The sequence below is a fragment of the Acinetobacter sp. YH12120 genome (genome assembly GCF_013418795.1).
GTDB lineage: Bacteria > Pseudomonadota > Gammaproteobacteria > Pseudomonadales > Moraxellaceae > Acinetobacter > Acinetobacter towneri.
The window spans coordinates 223316-244200 of record NZ_VPBI01000004.1; the positions used below are offsets into that span (position 1 = coordinate 223316).

The window sequence follows — 20885 nt, forward strand, 5'->3', positions numbered from 1 at the left end:
ATGGGGCAGGAAAACAGAAACATAATGCTGCTGAAGTTATTGCTTATAACTTTAATGGACAAAGTAACCAAAATGGTATCTCGATGGTCAGCGTATTCGTAGTGCTGATACAGGCGAATGTTGAGACATTTATATTGAAAAATGAAAATGTACAGCTGCAATCTAAATCGTGGTCAGAAATTCAATTTTATTGCATTACAAATAAAAATCACTCATCCGATTAACCTAGTCTTTTCATTTAAAGATGGGGGAATTAGTGAATGATGATTTAAAAACAACTTTAAAAAAATTTAAACACCATTAATTAAGGATGCTGGCTAAACAAATCAAAAATCACTTTTCTTAACCACTGATGACTAGTTTGGTGATGACAAGACGTATGCCAATATTGTCGTACAGGATAGGTTGGAAAATTCAAAGGCGCACTCACTACTTGTAAATTCCCGCGTGCCAATAACACCTCACTTAAATAATAAGGCACTGTCGCAATCATATCGGTTTCTTGCACAATTAAACCGACCCCTAAATAACTTGGGATACTCATTAGAATATTACGTCTTAAACCACGATTGCTTAATTCATTTTCAATATGGTAGTGACCTATACTGGTATCTACATCGACATGCGATTCACGAATATAAGCTTCAACATCTAAACTTTTTTCACAAATACGTGGATGATCTTTACGACTAATCACCACATAATATTGTAAAAATAATTGCTGCTGATAAAAACCCTGCTCTAACTCAGGTAAAAAACCAATCGCAAAATCAATTTCACCATTTGCCATTTGATAACTGGTTTCACGGGTAATAGGACGAATTTTAATCCGCACTGAAGGTGCATATTTTTTTAAAAACTTGGTCAGTTTTGGCAATAAAACCAAATGCGAAACATCGGTCATTGCCAAGGTAAATAATTGATCGGAATGTGTCGGATCAAAATCGACTTTAAAATTATTGACCGTTTCAATTTTATTAATAATTTCACTAATCGGTGAAAAAATCTGTTTCGCCAACTCTGTAGGCAACATTTCATTGCCAACCCTTAAAAATAATGGGTCATTAAAATGCTGACGAATTTTATTTAAACAGTTACTAACCGCAGGCTGACTCATGCCCAATGCATCTGCTGCTGCAGACACATTTTTTAATTTATATACATAGTAAAAAATCTGTAGCAGTTTGCTATCTAACTTAAACATATCCATCTTTCCTTAGAATCAGTTTCACTGCTCAGTTTTCATCCTTATTTAACGCCAAGCTTTTAATTTAGAGCTATGCCCAATGCCCACATTAAAACAATTGGTCGGATCCAATTTTTGATAATGCTGCTTTAAGGCAGGCTTCGCCACATATAAATGCCCAACATTATGCTCTGCAGGATACTCTGCCCCACGTGCATCAAGCAATGACCACATTTGATGTTCCATCGCCAACGGGTCTACGCCTTTTTTAATAATATAGTCCTGATGAAAGACATGACATAAAAAATGACCATAATACAACTTATGTATAATCGCCTGCTCCAACTCTTCGGGCAAGGTTTCAACCCATTGCTGATCATTACGTCTTAACGCAATATCTAAAGCAACAATGTCTTCCACTTCATTTCGATGTGTATCACGATAACGAATTGCAGCACCTGCCACTGCAAAGCGATGCAGAAAAGCCTTGCGGCCTTCGTCTTCATTACATAGAAAAAAACTGCCGGAATTGCGCGTGATAAAATAATCCATTAAAAACTGCTGTACTGCCGCAACATCTTGCTGCTCAATGCGCAAAATTAAATGATGTTCATACAAATCACGAAATTGGTTCATGCGTTCTGGTAAATGATTTGGCAGTAGTTTCGTGAACATTTGCAAAACTTTATCCGACAATCCACGCATGCCCCAACGGGTTAGAAAACCATCAACTTTGTCTTTCATGGCAAAAGCTGCAGGTACTTTACTGGTGCCAAACTTCTCGATAAACAAGAAGCTGTCTTTGCCATATTCTGCACCAATGTCATAGGCATCTCGATGAATATACTCGCCAGCAATCGGTACACGCGGCAAATCACGTAATAAAAAACGGCGAATCGCGGTTAAATCATCCTGCTGATTGCTGCCGATATAAAACACCTGACTCGGAATTTTCTCAAACGTATCCAAACGCACCGCAAACACACAGACTTTACCTGCCGAACCCGAAGCTTCAAACAAACGGCTCGGGTCGGCATTAAACCGTGCAGGCGTATCGGCATCGACTTGGGCAACATCATGCACGTAACGCTGATCTGAAGCACAACAATGTTCCGAATATTCAATATCTTCAGGGCGATATTGTTGTTGCTCAAGTTTGGTTAAAATTTCTTCTGGCGAGTTCCCTAAATTCACCCCCAAATGATTGATGAGTTGCAACTCGCCCAGTGCATCGACTTGTGCATATAAGGCCAACTCAGTATAGGCAGGACCACGTCTGACCAATGCACCACCTGAATTATTACATACCCCGCCCAACACTGAAGCGCCAATACAAGATGAACCAATGACTGAGTGTGGCTCTCGCTGATGCGGCGCCAATTGCTGTTCCAAAGCATCCAATGTTGCACCAGGCAAGCAAATCACTTGCTTGGCATCGTTGATGAGCTGAATACCTTTTAAACGTTGGGTGTTGATCAAAATTACAGGACGATCATAGTCATCACCAAAAGGGGTAGAACCACCCGTGAGTCCAGTATTGGCGGCTTGCATAATAATAATGCAATCTGCTGCCACAGCCACTTGTAACACTTGCCACTGCTGCAATAAAGAACCTGGCGTGACCACCGCAAAAACCTGTCCTTCGCCAAAACGTCGCCCTTGACGATATAAACGAGTATCTGATTCATGGGTCAATACATGCGCTTTTCCCACAATATCGACCAAGTTTTTGAGGGTTGCTGCAGCATCAAATTGTGTTGCAGAAGAAATTGTCTGTGGCATAGTGTACAAGTCCTGAAACAAGGTGAAAAATACAATTAAGCGATTCAGCCAAATGCATCGGTTGATGGATTGATCGCTCCTGTTGGCAATTTAGCCTTTCAGTTCACGCTCAAGTTGTACCAAGCAATCTGAGTTAATCGCTTGAATGTTTTTAGCACCCGTTAAGGTCATTGCGACTCGCATTTCTTTATCAATCAATTCGAGTAAATTACTCACACCCGCCCCACCTGCTGCACCTAGTGCATAAATAAAGGCACGTCCGAGCATACAAGTATCCGCACCCATCGCCAACATGCGCACCACATCTAGGCCATTACGAATACCTGAATCCACTAGAATTTTTAGATCTCCTTTTACTGCATCGGCTATTGGCGGTAAAGCACGTGCAGTCGAGAGCACACCATCTAACTGACGACCACCGTGATTGGACACCACAATTCCATCAGCCCCAAAACGAACAGCATCCTTAGCATCTTCTGGGTCTAAAATGCCTTTAATGACCATTGGGCCATCCCAGAATTCACGAATCCACTCCAAGTCTTTCCATGAAATAGATGGGTCAAAGTTATTGCCTAACCAGCCAATATAATCTTCAAGTCCTGTTGGTTTGCCTAAGTATTTAGAGATATTGCCCAAGTCATGCGGACGACCTAGTAAGCCAACATCCCATGCCCAGTTTGGATGCATCACTGCCTGCATATAGCGGCGCATAGCAGCATTTGGACCACTCATGCCCGAATGTGCATCCCGATAACGTGCGCCAGGCACAGGCATATCTACCGTAAAGACTAAGGTTGAACAGCCTGCTGCTTTGGCACGTTCCAAGGCATTGCGCATAAAACCACGGTCACGTAATACATATAATTGAAACCACATTGGGCGTGAAATGGCAGGCACCACTTCTTCAATTGGGCACACCGACACGGTAGATAAAGTAAACGGAATACCTTTTTTGTCAGCTGCAACTGCAGCCTGCACTTCACCACGGCGCGCATACATGCCCGTTAAACCCACAGGTGCCAAAGCCACAGGCATTGACAAGGTTTCATTAAATAAGGTGGTTTCTAAACTCAAAGCCGACATGTCATTCAAAACACGTTGGCGCAAGGCAATCTGTGAAAGGTCTTCCACATTTCTTTTCAGCGTTTGTTCCGCGTACGCACCTCCATCAATATAGTGAAATAAAAATGGCGGTAAACGGCGTTTGGCTGCTTCGCGGTAATCATTCGCAGAAGAAATAATCATGGCGCTATCCTGTTTAATCGACTCGCACGCTGACGACGCGCATCTTCCTCGTCTATCATGCGTACTTGTTGAACTACAAATTCAATATGTCCACACACTGCCGAACGGGCAGCTTCTGGATCCTGGCGTTCAATTGCATCCATCACTTGAAAGTGTTGATCGTGCAACTGATCGAAACGGTGGGCTTCGGTATAGACTTTGCGTCTGCCCAAAACTACGTTGTATTGCAACAAATCAAATAAGCCGCGCATCATTTGAATGAGCACCAAATTGTGCGATGCTTCGGCAATTGCCAAATGAAACTTGGCATCGGCAATTGCTGCCTGATCGTCATCACCTAAAATTTGAAAATGGGCGATTTGCTCATAACAGGCACGGATGTTTTTCAAATCCTCAGCAGTTGCCCGCTGTGCGGCATACCATGCCGTACCACCTTCAAGCACCATTCGTGCTTCCTGCACATCAAAACGATAAGCAGGATCTTCATCAATCAGGTTACTTAAAGGCTGCACAATTTGATATTGCGACCAATTGGTAGGCAGTTGTTGCAAAAAAGTACCCGCTCCAACTTTGCTGACCAGCATGCCCTGACTGGTCAATTGCTGAATAGCCTCACGCAAAGAGGAACGGGAAACCCCGAGTTGTTCACATAACTTTCTTTCGGCAGGCAATCGGTCTCCGACTTGCATCTGATTTTTTTCAACCAGTGTGCGCAGGTCTTGAACAACTTTGTCGGAAACTTTCATGCGGCTATCCTCTTGTGCATGTGGTTATGGAATCATCCATGGGAACACATAAGCTTGTAGAGTGATAATAATACCGATCATTACGGTGAACGTGATACTGTGTTTCACGGTAAAGCGGAATAAATCCGATTCTTTACCGACTAAACCAACAGCCGCACAGGCAATTGCAATAGATTGCGGTGAAATCATTTTGCCTGTTACCCCACCACTGGTATTGGCAGCAACCAACAGAACTTCTGGTACACCAATTTGCTGTGCGGTTGTGGCTTGCAAGGCAGCAAACAAGGCGTTGGCTGAAGTATCTGAACCTGTCAAGAACACCCCAATCCAGCCTAAAAATGGCGAGAAGAATGTGAAAGCATTGCCTGTGTGTGACAAAGCCAGTGCCAAAGTCGCAGACATACCTGAATAATTGGCAATAAATGCAAACGCCAACACCATCCCAATCGAATAAATTGGTGTTTTTAGCTCGTTGATGGTTTCAGCAAAAGTTTTAACAGCTTCACGCGGTTTCATTTTTAAATAAATGATGGTGATGATGGCCGCAATCATAATCGCAGTCCCAGTTGCACTCAGCCAATCGAACTTAAAGATCGCATCATAGTCTTTAACATCAGCGACCACAGGCGGCATCTTTTGCACCAGTTGGTGTAAAAATGGCACTTTGATGGAAATTACCCAGTCGTGCATTGCGCCATCTTTGGCAAATAAATCTTTAAACGGCTTGATGCTCCAAATAGTGACCATCACCGTTAACACTGCAAAAGGTGACCATGCTTTAACAATCTGCCCGATGCTGTATTTTTGCTGTTGTTCTGCAACTAAGTTGGCATCCACTTTGGTGTCTGCATCGCTAAAACGGAAAATGTGTTTTGGCTGCCAGAATTTAAATAAGACCGTTAAACTAATCAAAGAGGCAATTGCGGCTGTAATGTCAGGTAACTCAGGTCCAACAAAGTTAGAGGTCAAGTATTGTGCAATCGCAAAAGCACCACCACCCACCAACACTGCAGGCCAAGTTTCTTTCACACCGCGCCAGCCATCCATAATTGCCATAATCCAGAACAGTACAATAGGCACCATAAATGGCAACTGACGTCCAACCATCTGGCTAATTTCCATAGTTTCTACACCCGAAACCTGACCCGCCACAATAATTGGAATCCCCATTGCGCCAAACGCAACAGGTGCGGTGTTCACAATCAAACATAAACCCGCAGCGTATAAAGGTTTAAAGCCTAAACCTACCAACAAAGCTGCAGTAATTGCCACTGGCGCCCCAAAGCCCGCTGCACCTTCTAAAAATGTGCCAAATGCGAAGCCCACCAGTAGCATCTGGAGACGCTGATCTTCTGTAATTGACAGAATAGATGAGCGAATAATGTTAAATTGCCCTGTTTTTACAGAGATTTTATATAAAAATAATGCGCCTATAATAATCCATGCGATTGGCCATAAACCGTAGAAAAAGCCATAGATCAATGAAGCAAAAGCCATTGGTGCAGGCATGCCATAGGCAAATAACGACACCAATAACGCCAAAATAACCGTAATTGTTCCCGCAACACTTCCTTTTAAGCGAAATACAGCCAATGCCAGAAAGAAAAAGATAATCGGGATTAATGCAATAAGACTCGAAATCCAAATATTTGCCATTGGATCGTAGATCTGTTGCCAATGTTGAAGCATTGTCATCTCCTTGAAATGCTCACTCAAACGTAAACATAGGTCTAAGCATATAGATAAAATTCTAATTTTGGTCTGACCAATATTAAGATAAAAATCAAAATACTCTTAATATTTGCAACAAATAATAGTTTTATACAAATAAATGTCAACATTGGTCTGGTTATTTATTTAAATGGTCATACCAATTTAAATAAAGATGATCTTTGTTCGCAGCATAAAAAATACGGTGAAGAAAAATTTAAACTTTGTTTTTTCTGTAGTTTTTAAAAGGAAGGAAAAACCAAATTTATTCGGCACAGCCTTATACAACTTTCGTCTAATACAGTAAAATACGTGTGCTTTCTTCTAAGATGAATTGAACGCTTGATCAAAGGAATCATGGATAAATTCAGCTCAAGTGGCCGCTATTCGGCTTAAAAACATGTGGATTAAAAGAATTTTTTAGACAAAAAAATAACGCCATTATTGACTGCAACAATGGCGTCATCGTGTATTTATAACAGCAACTCACACCTTACTGTGGCTTAACCTGTCACCACGTTCAGGCGCTTTAAACGCGAAATATGCAAATCAATTTGCCCTGCAATTTCAGGTAAAATTTGCTTTAAAAACTGGCTATAGTTCATTGCATCTTCTGCTCTTAATACGCCTGCTTGTACCAATTGTTCCTGCTGTAGCAACATACTTTGTACACGGTTTAAATCAGGCTTTTGCCCTTGGCTTAAACCTGTACTAATTTGCTTAAAGCCTAAATACAACTGATCACGTTGCTGGATTAATTGCTGCATTTCAACTGCAGATACCGCAGCACGCTCTAGCATAGCGTTTGTTTCCAGTACATTTTCAGATTCATCTGAATATAGACTTTGCGTTGTTTCTATCTCTGTGGAAGCCGTGTTCGGTTTCACCCACACTGTTTCCGAAACAGTCTTATTCGGTGGTTGAAACACATACACCACGGTAAACAACACCGCGACCGCCAAAACAAAAAAGCCAATACCGAGCCATCGAGTCCCATTCATGTGCATGCTCCATAAGCAAACCATCCTAAAATGCGCTCAATTCAAATATCGTCTTGAGCGCCTTAGCATGCTTTGCCTGTTATGATCGGCTTAAAAATTACGGCGTCGACCAATCGCTTGGTGCATAACCCAAACGCACTCGCTGTGGGTGATTCCCCACTGGCACACTGCGGACTTTTTCTCCCGTAGCAAAGTCAATCACCGCTACCACATCGGTTTCACTTTCTGAAATCACACAGCTTTTTCCATCTGGGCTACGGGTTGCCCAATATGGTTTACCTGCAGGAATCAGTTTGCCTGCTTTTAAACTCTGACGGTCTACAATGGTCGCGTAATCATCCATCGTGCCTGCCACACAGAGTTTTTCGCCATCTGCGCTGATGGATAAACCATGATGACGTGAATCATTTACCCATTTGCTGCGGTCTTTTGGAATTGTACTGCTGCCCGGTAATTGTCCAATACGCGTGACTTTATCGGTTTTTAAGTCGTATTCCACCAAACCATTAAAAAATGAAACCTGCGCATAAAGTTTGCTTTCATCTTTACTTAGCACCATAGGACGCACTGAGTTGGATAAATCTTTACGTCCAAAGGCATCTAACGCAGGTCGGAAATCAATTTTTTTCAGAACTTTATAATTGTTGGCATCGGCAATGGTAATAAAGCGCTTACCTTTGGTAAAATCTTGCCACTGTGCATCCATCGAAGTTTCTACGTTACCAATCGCAGAGTTTAAGATTTTCGTTCCACCTGCAAAGTAAATATTTTCGTGCGGCTTATCCCCTGTTGCAAAACGCCCCAATTCTTTACCTGTATGAATATCTAAAACATGCACCACATTACCTGACGATGCCGACACAGCAACACGTTGTCCATCTGGTGAAACCGCCATGTGGTCTGCGCGGAAACCTTCGACTGGCGTACGCCAATTAATTTTGCCCGTTTTAATGTTGATGGATACCACATCGGCAAAACTTGGACGTGAAGCCACAATCGACTGTCCATCTGGCGTGGAATACATATCATCCACCAACTGGTCATTGCCCTCACCTGCAGTTTGTTGAATGTAAGTGTAGGCAATCAATTTCACTGGATTTAAATGAATTTCTAATAAACGCTCTTTGCGGTCAGGAATCATATTGACCACACCCACTTTGCCAAAGTCTTGTGAAGGGTGAATCACCGTCACTGTGCCATCCCAGTTATTGCCGACAAAAAAGACTTGTTGGGTATTCGGTGGCTGCGGTAAATAGGTCGAATCTGCATAACTTTGTGCGCTGACACAACTTCCTAAAGCCAGCACGCCTTAAAGTAGATGTTTAAACACCTTGTTGGAATAATTCATGTTCTTGTTCTCCCTGAACAGCAAAATGAAAGTGTTGTTTTTGTTTTGGCTTGTGTTTTTACATATTTGTTGTTTTTAACTGAAGCCTGCCTAATCCATCTTGAAGCGATCTTGAAGATTGTTGGCGTGGCATTGATTGGGCAATAGCATAAGAGTTTTTGTAATTTTGCGTCTAGGGTTCGAGCTAGACTATCCGATAGCAGGTCAAGTTTCAGATAAACAGAAATACAGCATCACATCCTGTTAAAATGCCAAGTATGATAAAAGCTTGTTTTTGTCGATGAAATGACAGTAATCCCATACCCATTCAAGCATTTAAACTCAAGAATATAAGGATGTGCCGAGATGCAGTTGTTGGAACTTAAAACCTTGCGTAAACAGCTTCGACAACAGCGCAGAGCGGTCACGCGCACCCAACAGCAACACGCACAGCAAGCTGTTTTGCAGCGGCTAATACGACTGCCAAAATTTCAGTACGCAAAAAAAGTGGGTATGTATTTACATGCTTTTGGTGAAATTCATACACACCGCATCATTGAATATTGCTTCGCGCATAGCAAACAAGTGTATTTGCCCATGATTTGCAATATGAATCAACACTTGGTGTGGGTACAAATCACCCCACAACAATATCGTCAGCGTCGCTTTGCCCATCATCGTTTGGGGATGCAAGAACCAAGAACAAGTCGCGGAAAACACATCTCCCATTTAGATTTAGTCTTGATGCCCTTATTGGCTTGCGATACGCATGGCACCCGCATTGGAATGGGCGGTGGTTATTATGACCGCACTTTAGCCTCTGCCCCGCAGCATCCTTATCGCTTAGGGATTGCACATGATTTTCAGCTAATTCATACACGCTTGCCACGTGAAAATTGGGATCAACCTGTAGATGCCTTACTAACTCCACAACATTTTTTACAGTTTAAACGCACCTTGAAACGCTAAATTGATCATTTTGACTGAATAGATCAATTTAAAATCACATATTTAGCTACTTTTTGAACAATTTGTGTTGACCTACCCTTGTATTTTAAAAAATACCCATCACTATTAAAAACATGGCAACACCGTTGTCACTCATTAGGAGTGCCCATGTCTGAAATTATTATGAATCAAGAAACCTTAGAGCCTCAGGTTCCAAGTGTATTACCGCTTTTAGCGCTACGTGATGTGGTGGTTTATCCACACATGCAAATCGCGCTATTTGTAGGTCGTGAAAAATCGATCAATGCAGTTGATGTGGCTCGTAACAGTGACAATCTAGTATTTGTAGTTGCGCAAAAAGATTCGCTTACAGAAGAAATTGATCACGACAATTTATATCAATACGGTACTGTCGCGAAGATTGTGCAAGTTGTGAATCACGAAAATGATGAAAACTGTATCAAAGTTCTGATTGAAGGCTTATACCGCGCCAAACTCGAAAAAATTATTGATGAAGACGCGTATTTGACTGCAGAACACAGCTTGAGCCCAATGACTGTTGCGATGGATGAAAATACCCAAGCAACACGTTTGCAAGAATTACGTGCCTTATTTGCGCAATATGCAGAAGCAAAATTACGCAATGCACGTGAACTGATTGCTGCTGCCAATAAAATTGAAGATTTATTGCAGTTGTTGTTCTTTGTTGCAACCCGTGTGCCATTGAATATTGATGTCAAACAAAAATTCCTTGAGCACGATGAGTTTGAAGCTCACTTGACCGAGTTAATGACTTATTTATTGCAACAGTCTGAAGAACAGCAGATTGAGCAAACCTTGCATGACTCTGTTAAACGCCAGATGGAAAAAAATCAGCGTGAATACTTCTTGAATGAGAAGATGAAAGTCATTCAACGCGAACTGTCCGATATGAACGGCGGTGCGGAAGATGATGTCGCTGAAATTGAAAAACGTCTGGCCGAAGCAGACTTGCCAGAACATGTCCGCAAAAAAGCAGAAGCTGAGTTCCGTAAGCTAAAAGCCATGCAACCTGCATCTAGCGAAGCGGCTGTGGTACGTAACTATCTGGAAGTAATTTTAGATACGCCATGGAACAAAGCCAGCAAAGTCAGCATTAACTTGGCGAAAGCACAAGAAATTTTAGATGCCGACCATTACGGTTTAGATGAAGTCAAAGACCGTATTGTGGAATACCTTGCTGTGCAGTCGCGCGTGAAAAAACTCAAAGGTCCAATTCTGTGCTTAGTCGGTCCTCCGGGTGTAGGTAAAACCTCACTGGGTGAATCGGTTGCAAAAGCCACTGGACGTGAGTTCGTGCGCATGGCGCTAGGCGGCGTACGTGATGAAGCGGAAATTCGCGGTCACCGCCGTACCTATATTGGTGCGATGCCGGGTAAAATTGTGCAGTCATTGACTAAAGTTGGTGTGAAGAACCCACTGTTCTTGCTCGATGAAATTGACAAAATGGCACAGGATTACCGTGGCGACCCTGCATCTGCTTTGTTAGAAGTACTTGATCCATCACAAAACAACAAGTTTAATGATCACTATTTAGATCTAGACTTAGACTTGTCTGAAGTGATGTTCATTTGTACTGCCAACAGCATGAATATTCCAGAAGCTCTGTTAGATCGTATGGAAGTAATTCGTCTACCGGGTTATACCGAAGATGAAAAAGTGAATATTGCAGAACGCTATCTTGTCCCTAAAGCCATCAAAAATAATGGCTTGCGTGCTAAAGAATTGACGGTTCATGAAGAAGCGATTCGTGACATTGTGCAGCGCTATACACGTGAAGCAGGTGTGCGTAGTCTGGAACGTGAAGTGTCAAAAATTGCCCGTAAGGTGGTGAAAGAAGCAGTCAGCAAAAAAGCCAAAAACCTACAGGTAGATGTGACTTCACAAAACTTGCCTGACTACCTTGGTCCACACAAATTTGACTATGGTATGGCAGAAGAAGAAGCCGAAGTGGGTCGTGTAAATGGCTTAGCTTGGACTTCAGTGGGTGGTGAATTACTCACCATTGAAGTGGCAACCATGAAAGGCAAAGGTAATTTCATCACCACAGGTTCATTGGGTGATGTGATGCAAGAGTCAATCAAAGCCGCGATGACTGTTGTGCGTACCCGTGCCGACAGTTTAGGCATTGAAGCCAATGTATTTGCCGAAACCGATGTACACGTACACTTGCCAGAAGGTGCAACACCTAAAGATGGTCCATCTGCAGGTTTGGCATTGACTACGGCATTGGTATCTGCATTTACAGATATTCCAATTCGTCCTGATATTGCCATGACAGGCGAAACCAGCTTACGTGGTCGTGCAATGCGCATTGGTGGCTTGAAAGAGAAACTTCTTGCGGCACATCGTGGTGGTATCAAACTGGTATTTATCCCACAGGAAAACGTGCGTGACTTGTCTGAAATTCCAGACAATGTCAAAGAAGGTTTGGAAATCAAGGCTGTGAAAAGCATTGATGAAATCTTGCCTTTGGCACTGACCAGTATGCCTAAGCCTTTAACCAAGGCACCGATTGTGAAGCCAGTAGCAGCAGGCAAAGCCGCACGTCATTAAGCAAGTTACTCTGCTTTAAGCATAGAACATCTCAAAAGAGCACTTCGGTGCTCTTTTGTTGTATTTAGATTCTGGATTTAAAATAATTGAATAATTTTTTAATTATTTTTAAAATGGATAGTCTGTTTTTAATTCAATTTCCTTGAAAAAATAGGCAAACCATCCACATATATAAATTTAAGATACATCGCGCTGTATGTTTCTTGTTTGGTCTATTTAGACCGATAAATTGATCAGACGCTTTTGATTGAAGCGTGCTTCATGGTCTGGTCATCCATATCTCCAGGTGGATGACCTTTTAACCGCAGTCCTATTTCAATTCAGGGCTGCGTTTTTTATGCGCTGCGATCAATCATCAAGGTGATAAAATCTGTGCAACCAAGCCATTCACGACATGTGCCATTTTTTCAAAATTTACTGTTTTTAAAGTATCACCTGTGGTATGGCGAAGTGTGCCGCGATAACTGCCCGTATCGGTAATTAAAATGGCAGGAATATCATATTTCCAATAATTTAAATGATCTGAAAAATCCATGCCCTTGACGAAAGTCGGTGCGACCACACGCTCACATTGCAATTGATTCAAACGCTGCATCGCATTGCAATAGGTTGCACTCATTTCACGTGACTGCATATTGCTCAATGCCGCAATAAAATTGCCATGACTTGGGTAAATCCACTTTAAACCGATTGGGTAATTTTGCACCAAATTTTTATCGTAATAACCAATCATATCCAGCACATACACCGCACGGATTTTTTCCTTTTCAGCCTGCACAGATTTGGCATGTATAAAACTGCCCATCGACTCGGTTTTAAAAAATGGTGGCTCTGCCAAGGTATAAAAAACAAATTCAACATTTTGACTAAGTTTATTCTTTTCCTGCGCCAAAATTCGTGCTGTTTCGATTACACCTGCAACGCCAGAAGCGTTGTCATTTGCCCCCTGCTGCTGCCCATAAACATCGTAATGCGCACCAAAAATCGTTTTTTGCGCAGCACCGATATTCAATTTGCACACCACATTGCGGTAGCTTTGCTGATTGACCACATAATTTTGAAATTGACACGGAATTCCAAATACTCGCATTTGTTCCCGAATCCATGCCGAAACCCGATTCAGTTCAATCACATTTTTATAATGACGATACTGTTCGGAATTACCCAAACCCTGCTGCCCAATCACTTGCTGCATATAGACTTGCAAATTGTTTGGTTCTGCCCATTGAGCCTCAGGCACAGCAAATGTAGCAGTGGTCATCAATCCCATACCCGCGCCCAATATCCATGAATATAACTGCTGACTTTGAAACGCGCGCATGCTGATAATTCCAAGACAAAAAAGACCAATAAGATTGCTGAGTATTAAAGCAACAGCCTGTTGGCAAATTCAATTGCAAATTGTGTCGTTACACAGCGCTTGTGTTGAATCATGGTTATAATGCGAGATTCTGATTGATCGCTACATGAACTCGCCTATGAAAATTCGCATTCTGACCATTGGACAAAAAATGCCTGCTTGGGTGCTGACTGGTTTTGAAGATTATTTCAAACGGATTCAGCCTTTTGTGCAGACTCAAATTGTCGAACTGCCAATGGCGAAACGTGGCAAAAATGATTCTGAGGCCGATATTCTAAAATATCGCCAAATTGAAGGTGATAGCATTTTAAATGCCATGAAAAACAATGAGGTGTTAATTGCCTTGGAAGTGGGCGGCAAAGAGTTCAGCACCGAAAAACTTGCAGAAACCATGAAAGGCTGGATGCTAGAAGGCAATGATGTCGTGCTTGCGATTGGTGGACCAGATGGTCACTCTGAAGCAGTACGTAAAGCAGCAGCATGGCATTGGTCATTATCCAAACTAACTTTGCCACACCCTTTAGTTCGCGTGATGCTGATTGAGCAGCTATACCGTGCTATGAGCATCAACTACAACCATCCTTATCATCGTGCAGGTTAAATCAACTTATTCAATTTGTACGTTGAGTTATCAAAATATCTTCAACTCAAACGACGTTGCAAAGCTGCAACATAGCGTTGAACAAAAGTACATTTCGCTATACACACTTTTTTGCGATGCTGTAGAACAGCAGGCTTTAGGGATCTAGGCATGAACTTACAGACATTACCCGGTTTATTTATCTCACATGGTTCGCCCATGTTGGCACTCAATCCTGAACAGGTCGGGCCTGCACTCAGCCGTTTAAGTGAAAATTTGCCAACACCGCAAGCCATTGTGGTGATGTCGGCGCATTGGGAAAGTAATGCACTGGAGGTCAACACAGGTATTCGCCCTGAAACATGGCATGACTTCCGTGGTTTTCCTGAAGCCTTGTACGCCCTGCGCTACCCTGCACCTGGCTTACCTGAACTGGCAGAAGATATTTTGCAGCGTTTCGCTGATGCGGGCTTTGCTGCCCATGCCAACAGCACACGCCCGCATGATCATGGCGTATGGATGCCATTACTACACATGTATCCCGATGCCAATATTCCAGTGATTACCATTTCTTTGCCCATGAATATGAGCGCCGAACAGATTTATCACATTGGGCAAAGTTTAGCGCCATTACGTGAACAGCAAATTTTACTGATTGGCTCAGGCAGTATCACCCATAACTTACGTGAATTATCATGGAATACACCCAATGCGGCTGTGCCTGAATGGGCATCTAGTTTCCGTAATCGTGTGGTGCAGCATTTAAGTCATCGCAATTATGATGCAGTACTAGATTGGCAACAATTGCCACATGTAGCACGTAATCACCCAACCCTAGAACACTTTGCACCGCTGTTTTTTGCAATGGGTACGGGAGATCGATTTAACATTGTACATAGCAGCTTTAGCATGGGTTCACTCGGTATGGATATTTATCGTTTTGACTAACCGATAGCTCCGCTTATTTAAAATCTGACTTTTTAATTTGGATACATTTTGTTAGCAAAAGCTACGATTTGTATCCATATTTTTTGTTAATCTCTTGATTATAATCACGTTGAAACTTTAGCACATAGAATATAAACCAATGAAATTCAGTATTTTTGCGCTTGCCCTGCTCCCTTTGGCTTTAACTGCATGTCAATCTTCACATCTTCCTGCCACTTCAGGAGATCCGGCTATTTCTACTCTATCCACCACATTAAAAACGCCTACACAAATTTTGCCCGCTTATACCTGGGAACTTGATCGTGGGCTGCAACGCCCGATTGTTCTGAGCTTTGATCAACGAGGCAGACTAAGTGTAGCTTCTGGCTGTAATGGCCTTGGCACGAGCTGGACTGTTAAAGATAATACCCTGAGTACGGGTGACATGATGGGCACCATGATGGCATGTGATGCACCATTAATGGAACAGGAACGTTTTATCAGCCAGCTTCTGCAAAAGCGTAATATTCCGTTTAGTCTGGATCTAAATGATGCCAATCAGCCAAAACTGAGTATTACTGCAGCTGATGGTCAAAAATATGTCTTTACCGGAAAAATGACACCGGAAACCAAATACCAAGGTCAGGCAGAAACCATTTTCCTGGAAGTTTCGTCACAGACTAAAGCCTGTACGGGTGTAGCTCAGCAAACCTGCTTACAGGTGAAAGAAATCAAATATGATGAAAAAGGCTTAAAGACTCAGGTCGATAAAGACTGGACTTTATTTTACGATCAGATCGAAGGTTTTCAGCATTCATCGAATGAGCGTCAGATTATTCGGGTAAAACGTTATGAAATTAAAAATCCGGCAGCTGACCAGTCTAAATATGCCTATATATTCGACATGACCGTAGAGCGTGAAGCAGTCAAAGGCACTCTATAACGATAAAATCGCAATATAAAAAAACCGAGGCATTCACCTCGGTTTTTTTTCAAGCTTAAACTCAGTCAGACTTAGAATACGCCTTGAGAAAGCATTGCATCAGCAACTTTTACGAAGCCAGCGATGTTTGCGCCGTCTACATAGTTCACGGTACCGTCTTCTTTCGTACCGAATTTTACGCAGTTGCGGTGAATTTCTTTCATGATTGCGTGTAAGCGCTCATCAACTTCTTCGAAAGTCCAGCCTAAACGCAATGCGTTTTGAGACATTTCCAGACCAGAAGTTGCTACACCACCGGCGTTAGATGCTTTACCTGGCGCATAAAGAATTTTCGCTTCAACGAATTTCTCAACCGCTTCAAGTGTAGAAGGCATGTTCGCACCTTCAGCAACACAGATTACGCCGTTTGCAAGAAGCGCTGCTGCATCATTCGCATCAAGTTCGTTTTGAGTCGCACATGGAAGCGCGATATCACATTTAATACCCCAAGGACGTTGACCTTCAAGGTATTCAAAACCGTGCTTAGACGCAAATTCAGAAATACGACCACGTTTTACGTTTTTAAGTTCCATCACTTCAGCAAGTAATTCTGGCGTGAAACCTTCTTTCACGTACACAGTACCATTCGAGTCAGAAAGTGAAACTACTTTCGCACCCAAGTACATTGCTTTGTCTGCAGCAAATTGTGCAACGTTGCCTGAACCAGAAATCGCAACGACTTTATCTTTAAAGCAATCGCCACGAGTCTTGAGCATTTCCTCAGCGAAATACACAGTACCGTAACCTGTAGCTTCTGGACGCGCCAAAGAACCACCGAAAGACAAGCCTTTACCTGTGAATACACATGAAGTGTCATTACTGAGCTTCTTCATCATACCCGCCATGTAACCCACTTCACGACCGCCTACACCAATATCACCCGCAGGAATATCCGTGTTAGAACCTAAATGACGATATAACTCGATCATTAAGGCTTGGCAGAAACGCATAATTTCGCCTTCAGACTTACCTTTAGGGTCAAAGTCTGAACCACCTTTACCACCGCCCATTGGCAATGTGGTCAAAGCATTTTTAAAGGTTTGTTCAAAACCTAAGAATTTTAAAATTGAAAGGTTCACTGATGGGTGGAAACGCATACCACCTTTAAATGGACCAATTGCTGAGTTGTACTGTACACGGAATGCACGGTTTACGTGGGTTTGACCTTGGTCATCTACCCAAGAAACGCGGAACTGAATTGCACGCTCAGGCTCAACCAAACGCTCAAGCAAACCATGTGCTGCATATTGAGGGTTCTTTTCAATGAACGGCCAAAGGCTGGTCATTACTTCTTCTACAGCTTGTAGAAACTCTGGTTGATGTGCATCACGTGTTTTAACGTAATCTAGGAATTCGTTAAGGCTGTTGTATTTCAACGCTTAATCCTCAGCAGAAAATGGATCAAAATTGGTCAAAATTTCAATCAATGATATATTTTGGCGCAAAATATTAAATATCTTTTGTTAACAATCTACAATAGTTTTTTTCAAAAAACTTTAAAACATTTGTATTTTCATAAATTTAACTTATTTTTTAGCGTGTTAAGCCCATAAGTTAATGTAACAAATTAATTCATAGTTTTGAGCATTTTTGCCCAAAAAGCTAGCAATTGTTGTTCTTAATTTGCGCACAAGCCTAAAAGCAAAAATCGTGCTAAAATCATCGACCTAGAATTTCCTCCTAGCCTTATCTTCCGTTTTTCTGCTGCTGTTTAAAGTGGCATTGGTTTGTCCATGAATTCGCAAATTGCTCTGATTCAAAATATTGATGCGCTACTCCCTCAAACTCAATGTGGCTTATGTGGTCACCGCGATGGCTGTTTACCCTACGCCAAAGCGATTGCAGAAGGCGAAGCGGCCAATAAATGCGTACCCGGTGGACAACCTGTTGCAGATGCACTAGCAAACTTACTGCAACGCCCTGTATTGACCGCAGAAGCCAGTGTTTGGCCTGTGCAGGCAGATGGACGCCCACAGCGTATGAAAGCGCTAATTCGTGAAGATGAGTGCATTGGTTGTACCAAATGTATTAATGCCTGCCCTGTCGATGCCATTTTAGGCTCAGGCAAACTCATGCACAGCATTTTGACTGATTTATGTACTGGCTGTGAATTGTGTATTCCACCTTGCCCTGTCGATTGCATTGACTTGGTGGAAGATACAGAACCCCTGCTTTCTGATAGCGCACGAGTGGCAGAACAGAATGATTTACGCCAACGCTACTACGCCCACATACAACGTGAAGAACAACGTCGTCTGCACCGTAAAGGCCCTGTGGTACGTGCAGAAATTGATACCGAACTGTTTGCTCAATTTTCTGCACAAGCCGATGCTGCTGTGCCTGTGATTGAATTGCCTGTGCAAAAAAATGAACAGATTTCCACTGCCGATGCACAAACCACCATCGAACTGGCAAAATTACGCACACAAATTAAAAAACTCGAAAAACAACTCAGTGTGCGTGACGATGAGAAAAAACGGCTATTACTAACCAATTTACAACAACAGTTACGTGAATTAGGAGCATAAACATGCCCGAAAGAAATACACGTCTGACCAATAAAGCGGTCAAAACAACGGCTGCCAAAAGCACCACGCTCAAAGAAAAGCCGTCTAAAAATATGACCAAAAAGCAAATTCAGACTTTTTTTGAGCGCTTACGTGACCAACGTCCAAATCCGACCACTGAACTGAATTTTTCCAATCCATTTGAATTGCTGATAGCGGTGACCTTATCTGCACAAGCGACCGATGTCAGCGTCAATAAAGCCACCGACAAACTGTTTCCTGTTGCCAATACTCCCGAAGCGATTTATGCCTTAGGTGTGGAAGGTTTAAAAGAATATATTAAAACCATCGGGCTGTATAATTCCAAAGCAGAAAATGTCATTAAAACCTGCAAAATTCTCATCGAAAAACACGGCAGCATCGTGCCTGATAATCGTGCCGATTTAGAAGCCTTGCCCGGCGTGGGACGCAAAACGGCCAATGTAGTGTTAAATACCGCATTTGGACAGCCTACTATGGCGGTCGATACGCATATTTTCCGCTTAGGTAACCGTACAGGTTTAGCTGTAGGTAAAAATGTTTTAGAAGTCGAACACCGTTTGATTAAAGTCATTCCTAAAGAATTTTTAATTGACTCGCATCACTGGCTAATTTTACATGGCCGTTATTGTTGTATTGCGCGTAAGCCTAAATGCGCTGAATGTGTGGTGTCAGATGTGTGTAACTGGCCTGATCGCTTTGAATTTGGTGCACATCGTCATACTACGCTGCATGAAATTCATCACGCGCCCATATCTAAGTAAGTGCTTCGGTAGAGTTTTGCAAAGTGATCTAAGCTTATTGATGACAAGCTAGATCATCAAAGCAATGTGGATTATCCAAAATCGTGTGGATAACTGTGCAATCTATGCACAAGATTGTGCAGAGATGATTTATTTATCCTGAGAATCTTCAGACTGACGTTGTTGTTCTTGCTGTTGTTTAAGTTTCGGATGCAATTGATAGTGCTTACCTGATTTTTTTTCAGCCGAATTCTGAGCTTGTGTGTTGCGCAATAACTTATAGCTCACAAAAACAAGAAAGCCTAAAACGGCAATACTTGCCAATAACATGATGATCACAGCAGCATGTTGCAAAGCACTCTCCCAAACTGACACAAATAAAAAGAGCCCTAATATGAATCAGGACTCTTTTAAAGTCAAAACAAGCTGCCTGTTTAAGCGATTTTATTTTCTTTTAAACAGGCTTGGTCTAAAACCTAGACTTATTTTGCTTGGTCTAAAATAGCAAACAAATCTGCTTGAACTTCTTCAATTGGACGAAGACCATTCAATTTGTTATAGCTTGGTGCATTTTCACCAGAAGCAGCACGACCTTGATAGAAGCCAACCAATTGCTCAGTTTCTGAGTGATACGCTTTTAAACGTTTACGAATAGTTTCTTCTTGGTCATCTGGACGTTGAACCAAATCTTCGCCAGTTTCGTCATCTTTACCTTCCACTTTTGGTGGATTGTAAACAAGGTGATAAATACGACCAGATGCAGGGTGCTGACGACGACCAGACAAACGTTGTACGATTTCTTCGTCTGCAACATCAATTTCAATCACGTGGTCGATATTGATGCCTTCGCTTTCCAAGGCTTCAGCTTGTGGAATAGTGCGAGGGAAACCATCAAAAATACAACCATTCACGCAATCTGGCTGCGCAATACGCTCTTTCACTAAGCCAATGATCAGTTCATCAGATACCAAACCGCCACCGTCCATGACGCTTTTGGCTTGTAGACCTAATTCAGTACCTTCACGAATTGCAGCACGGAGCATATCACCGGTTGAAATTTGTGGGATATTGTAGCGCTTACAGATCAACTGAGCTTGTGTACCTTTACCTGCTCCAGGTGGTCCGAGTAAGATAATGCGCATAAAAAAACATCCTCATTTTAACAATGTATTTGACACTCGTTGCATATCAGAGCCATCGCCCTTTA

The 20885-nt window shown here is 42.3% G+C and carries 18 protein-coding genes; 7 read left to right on the top strand and 11 right to left on the bottom strand.

Annotation, left to right across the window (positions count from 1 at the left end; all coding sequences use genetic code 11):
• Nucleotides 1-304: 304 nt before the first annotated feature.
• From FTU58_RS04780 to FTU58_RS04810, 7 genes are all read right to left on the bottom strand, one after another.
• On the bottom strand, nt 305-1204 hold the full coding sequence (locus FTU58_RS04780; RefSeq protein ID WP_004970549.1) for a LysR family transcriptional regulator: 900 nt from the start codon (nt 1202-1204) through the stop codon (nt 305-307).
• Nucleotides 1205-1252: 48 nt separating this feature from the next.
• Entirely contained in the window at nt 1253-2968 is a 1716-nt protein-coding gene (gene dld, locus FTU58_RS04785) for a D-lactate dehydrogenase (protein WP_035311162.1), read from the bottom strand.
• A gap of 90 nt (nt 2969-3058) precedes the next feature.
• Complete coding sequence (lldD, locus tag FTU58_RS04790; protein ID WP_016659249.1) at nt 3059-4213, bottom strand: FMN-dependent L-lactate dehydrogenase LldD; 1155 nt, start codon at nt 4211-4213, stop codon at nt 3059-3061.
• Nucleotides 4210-4959 (bottom strand): transcriptional regulator LldR, encoded by a 750-nt coding sequence (gene lldR, locus FTU58_RS04795; RefSeq protein ID WP_004970689.1) that lies wholly within the window; start codon nt 4957-4959, stop codon nt 4210-4212. Before lldR ends, lldD begins: the two co-directional genes overlap by 4 nt.
• 24 nt (nt 4960-4983) lie before the next feature.
• Nucleotides 4984-6654: an L-lactate permease gene (gene lldP, locus FTU58_RS04800; protein WP_179988566.1), complete on the bottom strand. Its 1671-nt coding sequence runs from the start codon at nt 6652-6654 to the stop codon at nt 4984-4986.
• A 518-nt stretch (nt 6655-7172) separates the two neighbouring features.
• A complete protein-coding gene (locus FTU58_RS04805; protein ID WP_004970693.1) occupies nt 7173-7670 on the bottom strand; it encodes a hypothetical protein in 498 nt (165 codons plus the stop codon).
• 97 nt (nt 7671-7767) lie between these two features.
• The gene (locus FTU58_RS04810; protein ID WP_257222330.1) at nt 7768-8973 is read right to left on the bottom strand and encodes a YncE family protein; all 1206 of its coding nucleotides are present in this window, start codon (nt 8971-8973) and stop codon (nt 7768-7770) included.
• A gap of 396 nt (nt 8974-9369) precedes the next feature.
• Here FTU58_RS04810 and FTU58_RS04815 point away from each other — a divergent pair, with 396 nt between their 5' ends.
• Entirely contained in the window at nt 9370-9966 is a 597-nt protein-coding gene (locus tag FTU58_RS04815; RefSeq protein WP_026438444.1) for a 5-formyltetrahydrofolate cyclo-ligase, read from the top strand.
• A gap of 147 nt (nt 9967-10113) precedes the next feature.
• Nucleotides 10114-12540, top strand: coding sequence for an endopeptidase La (gene lon, locus FTU58_RS04820; RefSeq protein ID WP_131260796.1), 2427 nt, complete (start codon nt 10114-10116; stop codon nt 12538-12540).
• Nucleotides 12541-12895: 355 nt separating this feature from the next.
• Here lon and FTU58_RS04825 read toward each other — a convergent pair whose 3' ends face one another.
• A complete protein-coding gene (locus FTU58_RS04825) occupies nt 12896-13861 on the bottom strand; it encodes a M28 family peptidase (protein ID WP_373886002.1) in 966 nt (321 codons plus the stop codon).
• Nucleotides 13862-14018: 157 nt separating this feature from the next.
• Here FTU58_RS04825 and rlmH point away from each other — a divergent pair, with 157 nt between their 5' ends.
• From rlmH to FTU58_RS04840, 3 genes are all read left to right on the top strand, one after another.
• Entirely contained in the window at nt 14019-14501 is a 483-nt protein-coding gene (gene rlmH, locus FTU58_RS04830; RefSeq protein WP_180062145.1) for a 23S rRNA (pseudouridine(1915)-N(3))-methyltransferase RlmH, read from the top strand.
• A 150-nt stretch (nt 14502-14651) separates the two neighbouring features.
• On the top strand, nt 14652-15428 hold the full coding sequence (locus FTU58_RS04835) for a dioxygenase (protein ID WP_004970707.1): 777 nt from the start codon (nt 14652-14654) through the stop codon (nt 15426-15428).
• 139 nt (nt 15429-15567) lie between these two features.
• A complete protein-coding gene (locus FTU58_RS04840; RefSeq protein ID WP_180062146.1) occupies nt 15568-16350 on the top strand; it encodes an META and DUF4377 domain-containing protein in 783 nt (260 codons plus the stop codon).
• A gap of 71 nt (nt 16351-16421) precedes the next feature.
• On the opposite strand, the gene gdhA is transcribed toward FTU58_RS04840, so the two are convergent.
• Complete coding sequence (gene gdhA / locus FTU58_RS04845; RefSeq protein WP_004970711.1) at nt 16422-17765, bottom strand: NADP-specific glutamate dehydrogenase; 1344 nt, start codon at nt 17763-17765, stop codon at nt 16422-16424.
• A gap of 357 nt (nt 17766-18122) precedes the next feature.
• Between gdhA and FTU58_RS04850 the strand changes: the two genes are divergently transcribed.
• Nucleotides 18123-18917 (top strand): RnfABCDGE type electron transport complex subunit B, encoded by a 795-nt coding sequence (locus FTU58_RS04850; protein ID WP_180062147.1) that lies wholly within the window; start codon nt 18123-18125, stop codon nt 18915-18917.
• A gap of 92 nt (nt 18918-19009) precedes the next feature.
• Nucleotides 19010-19699, top strand: coding sequence for an endonuclease III (gene nth / locus FTU58_RS04855; protein ID WP_154321249.1), 690 nt, complete (start codon nt 19010-19012; stop codon nt 19697-19699).
• A gap of 129 nt (nt 19700-19828) precedes the next feature.
• On the opposite strand, the gene FTU58_RS04860 is transcribed toward nth, so the two are convergent.
• Nucleotides 19829-20053, bottom strand: coding sequence for a hypothetical protein (locus FTU58_RS04860; RefSeq protein ID WP_225543532.1), 225 nt, complete (start codon nt 20051-20053; stop codon nt 19829-19831).
• Between the two features lie 107 nt (nt 20054-20160).
• Entirely contained in the window at nt 20161-20820 is a 660-nt protein-coding gene (adk, locus tag FTU58_RS04865) for an adenylate kinase (RefSeq protein ID WP_004970717.1), read from the bottom strand.
• Between the last annotated feature and the right edge of the window lie 65 nt (nt 20821-20885).